The sequence below is a fragment of the Pseudomonas baetica genome (assembly GCF_051216495.1).
GTDB classification, from domain to species: domain Bacteria; phylum Pseudomonadota; class Gammaproteobacteria; order Pseudomonadales; family Pseudomonadaceae; genus Aquipseudomonas; species Aquipseudomonas baetica_B.
Genome location: NZ_JBPKAM010000088.1, coordinates 18,893 through 27,001 on the forward strand (window position 1 = coordinate 18,893; position 8,109 = coordinate 27,001).

The following is an 8,109-nucleotide window of genomic DNA, read 5'->3' on the forward strand; positions in this document are numbered from 1 at the left end:
GATTTTTTGCTGTCAGTGACATTGTCTTCGCGAGCAGGCTCGCTCCCACAGGGGAATGCATTTCAACGGTGGGAGCGAGCCTGCTCGCGAATGGGTCTGAAGAGCACACAAATCTGAAGCTAGATCCACCCGCCCCACTGCAACAAAAAGATTCCGATGTTGGTGGTCACCGCCGCCATCAACGTGGTGATGACGATGATCGCCGCCGCCAGCTCATGATTGCCATCCGCCGCCCGGGCCATGACGAAACTGGCCGCGGCGGTCGGGCTGCCGAAGTACAGAAACAGAATCCCCAACTCCGCCCCGCGAAAACCCCACAGCCACGCGCCCAGCGTCGCCAGCACCGGCAGGCCGAGCATTTTCACCAGGCTTGAACTGAGCGCCATCGAACCGCTTTTACGCATCGCCGCGAGCGACAGCGTTCCGCCGATACAGATCAATGCCAGAGGCAACGTGGTTTGCGCCAGATACTGGCCAGAGGTCTCCAGCCATCCCGGCAAGCCGATGTTGAAATACGCGAAGGGTGCCGCCGCGATCACGCTGATGATCAGCGGGTTGCTGACCACGCTTTTGCAGATGCTCCACGGGTCGGACTTGATCACCGGGCTGTACACCGCCAGCACGATGGTCGAGAGCGTGTTGTAGAACAGGATCACCAGCGCCGCGAGAATCGCGCCAAGGGAGATCCCATAGTCGCCGTACATGCTCGCCGCCAACGCGAGGCCAATCACGCCGTTGTTACCGCGAAAGGCGCCTTGAGTGTAGATGCCACGGTCTTCTCGCGGACACCTGAAAATAGCCCAGCCCCAGGCAATGGCAAAACTCACCAGGGTCGCAAGGGAGAAGTAGATCAGCAGCGCCGGTTGCAGCGCGGCGTGCAGGTCGGCATGCAGGATGCCCAGAAACAGCAGCGCCGGCATGGTGACGTTAAACACCAGGGACGACGCTGTGTGGATGAAATTGTCGTTGATCCAGTCGATGCGCTTGAGCAACACCCCCAGAAACAGCATGGCGAACACCGGTGCGGTGATGTTCAGGGTTTCGAGGAAAATTGCCAGCATGCCGGAGAGGACCTTGAGGTGGGCGTCGTTAGGGGGCTAATGATAAGCCACTGAGAACTTCGGCGCCTGCTAGATCGCCATCGCCAGCAGGCTGGCTCCCACAGGGGGGCTTCTGTGTTGCACAAATTGTGCGAAAACCGAAGATCACTGTGGGAGCCAGCCTGCTGGCGATGAACGATAACGCGGTATCAGGTAATCGGCGCCGGGTTGAACAGGGTGATGTCGTTATGCAGCTTGTGTCGCTCAGCCCAGGTCTGCTGCTTGCCGCTGGCCACATCCAGGTAGTAATGGAACAGCTCCCAGCCAAGCTCCTCGATGGATGCCCGACCGGTAGCGATGCGACCGGCGTCGATATCGATCAGGTCCGGCCAGCGCTGCGCCAGTTCGGTCCGTGTCGATACTTTCACCACTGGCGCCATGGCCAGCCCGTAAGGCGTGCCACGACCAGTCGTGAACACGTGCAGGTTCATCCCCGCCGCCAACTGCAACGTCCCGCAGACAAAATCGCTGGCCGGGGTTGCGCAGAAGATCAGGCCTTTTTCCTTGAAGCGCTCGCCAGGGCCGAGCACACCGGTGATCGCGCTGCTGCCGGACTTGACGATCGAGCCCAGGGACTTTTCGACAATGTTCGACAACCCGCCTTTCTTGTTGCCCGGCGTGGTGTTGGCACTGCGATCCGCTTCGCCCTTGGCCAGGTAGCGGTCGTACCAGTCCATTTCCCGTACCAGCTCCTGGGCGACTGCCTCGGTTTTGGCGCGGGAGGTCAGCAGATAGATCGCGTCGCGAACTTCGGTCACTTCGGAAAACATCACCGTCGCACCGGCACGTAGCAACAGATCCGAGGCGTAGCCCAGGGCCGGGTTAGCAGTGATCCCGGAGAACGCATCACTGCCACCACACTGCATGCCGAGGATCAACTCGGACGCCGGCACGGTTTCCCGACGACGCTGATCGAGTTTCTTCAAGCGGACTTCAGCCAGCTCCATGATCTGCTCGATCATCTCGGTAAAACCGTGGCTGGAGTCCTGTAGCCGATACAGCCATGGCTCGCTCAGGTCTACCGAGGCATCGTCCTCGTGCATCACCTGCCCGGCCTGCAATTTCTCACAGCCCAGGCTGATCACTAACGCTTCACCACCCAGGTTCGGGTTGCGTGCCAGATTGCGCACGGTACGAATCGGGATGTAGGCGTCGGTGGCGGTAATTGCCACGCCGCAGCCGTAGCTGTGGGTCAGCGCCACCACGTCATCGACGTGCGGGTACTTGGGCAGCAACTCGTCCTTGATGCGCTTGACCGCGTGATCCAGCACCCCGGTCACGCACTGCACCGTGGTGGTAATGCCAAGAATGTTGCGCGTGCCAACAGTGCCGTCGGCGTTGCGGTACCCCTCGAACGTGAAACCTTCCAGCGGTGCTTGCGCGGCCGGCACCTCGGTGGACAGCGGCAGGCTGTCCAACGGCGGCGCGGTCGGCATGCGCAGTTGATCTTCCTTGACCCAGCTGCCGCGCGGAATCGGTTGCAAGGCGTAGCCAATGACCTGGCCGTAACGAATCACGTGGCCGCCCTCGGGAATGTCCTCCAGGGTGATCTTGTGGCTCTGTGGTACGAAATCCACGGTGACCAGGCCGTCCGAAAATTCGGTGCCGGCCGGTACGCCCTGATCGTTGACCACGATCACCACGTTGTCCCGCTCGTGCAGGCGGATGTAACGCGGCGAGTCGGAATGTTCAATCAACTGCATGACGCCGCTCCTCAGGAATGCGCTTGAGACAATTTGTTGTTGGTTTCAGGGCCGCTGACCGGTGGCTCTTTGAGCACCACGCGCTTGATCGGACCGACGATGACCAGATAGCTGAACACCGCCACCAACGCGTTGCAACCGACGAACACCAGTGCCCATTTGAACGAACCGGTGGAGCTGATGATGTAACCGATGACAATCGGGGTGGTGATCGATGCCAGGTTGCCGAAGGTGTTGAACAGGCCACCACTGAGACCGGCGATCTGTTTTGGCGACGTGTCGGAGACCACGGCCCAGCCCAGTGCGCCCACGCCTTTGCCGAAGAACGCCAGGGCCATGAAGCCGACGACCATCCATTCAACGTCCACATAGTTGCAGGCCACGATGCTGCTGGAGACCAGCAGGCCGGCGATGATTGGCGCCTTGCGGGCGAAGGTTAGGGAATGGCCTTTGCGCAGCAGGTAGTCGGAGATCACCCCGCCGAGCACGCCACCAATGAAGCCGCAAATCGCCGGCAACGAGGCGATGAAACCGGCCTTGAGGATGGTCATGCCGCGCTCCTGCACCAGGTACACCGGGAACCAGGTCAGGAAGAAGTAGGTGATGCCGTTGATGCAGTACTGGCCCAGATACACGCCGAGCATCATGCGGTTGGTGAGCAACTGGCGGATATAGTCCCACTTCGGACCGTCGGATTTTTTGCCCTTGGTCTGGTCCATGTCGACCATGCCACCGTTGTCGGCGATGTGCTTGAATTCGGCATCGTTGATCATCGGGTGTTCGCGCGGACTGTAGATCACCTTCAGCCAGATCAGCGAAAAGATGATGCCGAAGATACCCATGACGATGAACACGTGCTCCCAACCGAAGGAGTAGACGATCCAGCCCATCAGCGGTGCGAACAACACGGTGGCAAAGTACTGCGCCGAGTTGAAGATCGCCGAGGCCGTGCCGCGTTCAGCGGTCGGGAACCATGCCGCAACGATGCGGGCGTTGCCGGGGAACGACGGCGCTTCGGCCAGACCCACCAGAAATCGCAGCATGAACAGCGCCACCACGGCGGTGGACATGCCGAACTCACCGACGAAGCCTTGCAGCACGGTGAACAGCGACCAGGTGAAGATGCTGAGCGCATAGATTTTTTTCGAACCGAAACGGTCCAGCAGCCAGCCACCGGGAATTTGCCCGGCCACGTAGGCCCAACCGAATGCGGAGAAAATGTAGCCAAGGGTGACCGCGTCGATGCCGAGGTCTTTTTGCAGGCTGGAGCCGGCGATGGCGATGGTTGCCCGGTCAGCGTAGTTGATCGTGGTCACCAGAAACAGCATGAGCAGGATCAAATAGCGGACGTGAGTCGGCTTGTTGGTCGATTGCATGTAGATGTACTCCCACTGATTATTTTTATGCGGGGTGAATCTTTGTTTATTCCCTGTAGGAGCGAGCCCCGCTCGCGATGGTCGTCAACGATGACGCGGGGCATCAGGTTTACCGCCGCGTCCTTGCGACCATCGCGAGCAGGGCTCGCTCCTAGAGGGGTATTGCGTCAGGAGCCGATGTAGGCGGTTTTCACCACGGTGTAGAACTCTTGCGCATAGCGGCCTTGCTCACGTGATCCATAGGATGAACCTTTACGCCCACCGAACGGAACGTGGTAGTCCACGCCGGCGGTCGGCAGGTTGACCATCACCATCCCGGCCTGGGAGTGGCGCTTGAAGTGGTTGGCGTACTTCAAGGACGTGGTGGCAATGCCTGCCGACAACCCGAACTCGGTGTCGTTGGCCATGGCCAGCGCGGCTTCGTAATCGGCCACGCGCACGATGTTGGCCACCGGGCCGAAGATCTCTTCGCGGCTGATGCGCATCGACGCTTCGCTGTCGGCAAACAGCGTTGGCGCGAGGAAATAGCCTTCGGTGTCGCAGGTCACCAGACCGCCGCCACTGACCAGGCGAGCGCCTTCGGACTGGCCGATGTCGATGTACTTCATGTCCTGTTCAAGCTGCGCTTGCGAAACCACCGGACCGATGTCGGTGCCGGCTTTCAACGCGTGGCCGACCTTGATCGACTTCATGCGCTCGGCCATGGCTTCGACGAATTTGTCATGAATCCCGGCGGTGACGATCAGGCGGCTGGAGGCCGTGCAACGTTGACCGGTGGAGTAGAACGCGCTCTGTACCGACAACTCGACCGCTTGCTTGAGGTCGGCGTCGTCGAGAATGATCTGCGGGTTCTTGCCGCCCATTTCCAGCTGAACCTTGGCCTGACGCGATACGCAGCTGACTGCGATCTGACGGCCCACGCCCACGGAACCGGTGAAGCTGATGCCGTCGACTTTTGGGCTATTAACCAGTGCTTCGCCAACCACGCGACCGCTGCCCATCACCAGGTTGAACACGCCGGCCGGGAAACCGGCGCGGGAGATGATTTCGGCCAGGGCCCAGGCACAACCCGGCACCAGATCCGCCGGTTTGAGCACCACGCAGTTGCCATAGGCCAGGGCCGGGGCGATTTTCCACGACGGAATGGCAATCGGGAAGTTCCAAGGGGTGATCAAGCCGACCACACCCAAGGCTTCACGGGTGACCTCGACGTTGACGCCCGGACGCACCGACGGCACGTAGTCGCCAGACAGACGCAGGCATTCACCGGCGAAGAACTTGAAGATGTTACCGGCGCGGGTCACTTCGCCAATGGCTTCAGGCAGGGTCTTGCCCTCTTCCCGGGCCAGCAGGGTGCCGAGTTCTTCGCGGCGGGCGAGGATTTCGGTGCCGACTTTATCCAGGGAATCGTGACGTGCCTGGATCCCGGAGGTGGACCAGGCCGGGAATGCGGCACGGGCGGCGTCGATGGCAGCGTTGACCTGGGCCAGGTCAGCCTTGGCGTAGTCGCCGATGGTGTCGCTCAATTCCGATGGATTGATGTTGGCCGAGTAATCGGCACCGGCGACCCATTCACCGTTGATGTAGTTGTCGTAGCGCTTTGTCACGAGACTTCTCCTCACGCAAAAGGCCGCTGAATACTCAGCGGCCTCGTTAAATCGGATGTGTTACTGCGCACCCTGCTTGTCGATCAGCGCGGCGAGCATTTCGTACTCTTCGCCGGTCAGGTCGGTCAGCGGTGCACGCACGGGACCTGCGTCGTAGCCGGCAATTTTTGCCCCGGCCTTGACGATGCTCACGGCATAACCTGCCTTGCGGTTACGGATGTCCAGGTATGGCAGGAAGAAGTCGTCGATGATCTTGCCGACAGTGGCGTGATCTTCGCGGGCAATGGCGTGGTAGAAGTCCATCGCGGTTTTCGGGATGAAGTTGAACACCGCCGAGGAGTAAACCGGCACACCCAGTGCCTTGTAGGCCGCAGCGTAGACTTCGGCAGTCGGCAAGCCGCCCAGGTAGCTGAAGCGATCACCGAGACGGCGACGGATCGACACCATCAACTCGATATCGCCCAGGCCATCCTTGTAACCGATCAGGTTCGGGCAGCGCTCGGCCAGACGTTCCAGCAGCGGCGCGTTAAGGCGGCAAACGTTGCGGTTGTAGACCACGACGCCGATGTTCACCGATTTGCACACGGCTTCAACGTGGGCGGCAACGCCGTCCTGGCTGGCTTCGGTCAGGTAGTGCGGCAGCAGCAACAGGCCCTTGGCACCCAGACGCTCCGCTTCCTGAGCGTATTCGATGGCCTGGCGGGTCGAACCGCCGACGCCGGCCAGAATTGGCACGCTGGAGGCGCAGGTGTCGACGGCAGTCTTGATGATTTCAGAGTATTCACTGGCCGCCAGGGAGAAGAACTCACCGGTACCGCCGGCGGCGAACAGCGCCGAGGCGCCGTACGGGGCCAACCATTCCAGACGCTTGATGTAGCCAGCGCGGTTGAAATCGCCCTGGGCATTGAAATCGGTTACCGGAAAAGACAGCAGACCGGCAGAGAGGATGGACTTAAGTTCTTGTGGATTCATTGTTCGAACACCCTGGATTGCGACGTTTGTGTGTTTAGACCGTTCAGCCCGACGCTGAAGTTGTAGGTCATCGTACAACTTAAAATACAACCGTCAACTGCATTTCATCGTCGCGGGTGAAAATTGTTGGACAAAATAGCTCGACAGCCCGTATTTACGGGGTTTCATGAGGAGAGAATGGTGCAAGGCCCCGCGATCAACGGCTTGATAGAGATACGTTGTCGGAAGATTGAACCCCAGTTAGCGACCTACTGAGGATTTGTGGCGTGGCTTGTGGCGCCTTCGCGAGCAGGCTCGCTCCCACAATGGCTCACCTGCGATCACAAATAATGTGAAGCACCACGATCAACTGTGGGAGCGAGCCTGCTCGCGAAGAGGACGCGACAGGCTATGGATTACCCGAGCCAGAAGCTCAGCCTCGCTGCGCCTCAGCCTCTTCATGGGCATGGCGCAGCCGCTCGCGGCTGTTGGTCAGGTGCAGGCGCATGGCCGCACGGGCGGCGTCGGAGTCCTGGCGGGCGATGGCGTCGTAGATTTCTTCGTGCTCGCGGCTCAGGCGGTTCATGTAGTGCTGTTGATCGTCATGGGCCAACCGCGCGGAGTTGAGGCGGGTGCGCGGGATGATGCTGGTTCCCAGATGCGTCATGATGTCGGTGAAGTAGCGGTTGCCGGTGGCCAGGGCAATCTGCAGGTGGAACTGGAAATCGGACGCCACGGCATCGCTGGCGTGGGCAACGCTTTCATTCAACGCATCCAGCGCGGCGCGCATCAGCGCCAGCTGCTCGGGACTGCGACGCTGTGCGGCGAGTCCGGCGGACTCAACCTCCAGGCTGATGCGCAGTTCCAGAACCGCCAGCACATCGCGCAACGTCACCACGGTAGCCGGGTCGATGCGGAAACCGCTCGGGCTCGGAGTATCGAGCACGAAAGTGCCGATGCCGTGGCGGGTTTCCACCTGGCCGGCCGCCTGCAAGCGGGAAATCGCTTCGCGCACCACCGTGCGGCTGACACCATGGGCATCCATGATCGCCGACTCGGTGGGCAACTTGTCGCCACGCTTGAGGTGACCGTCGCGGATCTGCTCGGACAGCACCGTCACCAGTTCCTGAGCGAGGCTGCGGCGCTTGCGAGGGAGGCGTGGTGCGTCGTTCGGGTTTTCCATGGTGAACATCTGTCTCGAAAAATTCGGCTGAAACCGCATCATAGCTCAACGCGGTTGTACGATCACTGTTGAGGTAAAAACTGCCCAATGTGGGAGCGGGGGGGGGGGGGGGGGGGGGGTTTTCGTAATGCCTTTAGCTTGCAACCATCGCCCTCCCCCCACTCAGCCTCCCCCCACCAACATGGGTGT

6 protein-coding genes are annotated in these 8,109 nt (G+C 60.6%); all 6 read right to left on the reverse strand.

The window, feature by feature from the left end; genetic code table 11:
• Positions 1-119: 119 nt before the first annotated feature.
• Positions 120-1,061, reverse strand: coding sequence for an AEC family transporter (locus ACSFE6_RS24475; RefSeq protein ID WP_435429996.1), 942 nt, complete (start codon positions 1,059-1,061; stop codon positions 120-122).
• Between the two features lie 188 nt (positions 1,062-1,249).
• Positions 1,250-2,803 carry a galactarate dehydratase gene (gene garD / locus ACSFE6_RS24480; protein WP_435429997.1) on the reverse strand — a complete coding sequence of 518 codons (1,554 nt, stop codon included), beginning with the start codon at positions 2,801-2,803 and terminating at the stop codon, positions 1,250-1,252.
• 11 nt (positions 2,804-2,814) lie between these two features.
• Positions 2,815-4,179, reverse strand: coding sequence for an MFS transporter (locus ACSFE6_RS24485; protein ID WP_435429998.1), 1,365 nt, complete (start codon positions 4,177-4,179; stop codon positions 2,815-2,817).
• A gap of 167 nt (positions 4,180-4,346) precedes the next feature.
• The gene (locus ACSFE6_RS24490) at positions 4,347-5,786 is read right to left on the reverse strand and encodes an aldehyde dehydrogenase family protein (RefSeq protein ID WP_435429999.1); all 1,440 of its coding nucleotides are present in this window, start codon (positions 5,784-5,786) and stop codon (positions 4,347-4,349) included.
• Between the two features lie 60 nt (positions 5,787-5,846).
• On the reverse strand, positions 5,847-6,758 hold the full coding sequence (gene kdgD / locus ACSFE6_RS24495) for a 5-dehydro-4-deoxyglucarate dehydratase (RefSeq protein WP_008018738.1): 912 nt from the start codon (positions 6,756-6,758) through the stop codon (positions 5,847-5,849).
• Positions 6,759-7,170: 412 nt separating this feature from the next.
• Positions 7,171-7,920, reverse strand: coding sequence for a FadR/GntR family transcriptional regulator (locus ACSFE6_RS24500; RefSeq protein ID WP_435430000.1), 750 nt, complete (start codon positions 7,918-7,920; stop codon positions 7,171-7,173).
• Positions 7,921-8,109 lie beyond the last annotated feature (189 nt).

What these genes read in the sequence shown, in the direction of transcription:
- ACSFE6_RS24475 (WP_435429996.1), bottom strand. Translation starts at nt 1,061, where the DNA reads ATGCTGGCAATTTTCCTCGAAACCCTGAACATCACCGCACCGGTGTTC.
- garD (WP_435429997.1), bottom strand. Translation starts at nt 2,803, where the DNA reads ATGCAGTTGATTGAACATTCCGACTCGCCGCGTTACATCCGCCTGCAC.
- ACSFE6_RS24485 (WP_435429998.1), bottom strand. Translation starts at nt 4,179, where the DNA reads ATGCAATCGACCAACAAGCCGACTCACGTCCGCTATTTGATCCTGCTC.
- kdgD (WP_008018738.1), bottom strand. Translation starts at nt 6,758, where the DNA reads ATGAATCCACAAGAACTTAAGTCCATCCTCTCTGCCGGTCTGCTGTCT.
- ACSFE6_RS24500 (WP_435430000.1), bottom strand. Translation starts at nt 7,920, where the DNA reads ATGGAAAACCCGAACGACGCACCACGCCTCCCTCGCAAGCGCCGCAGC.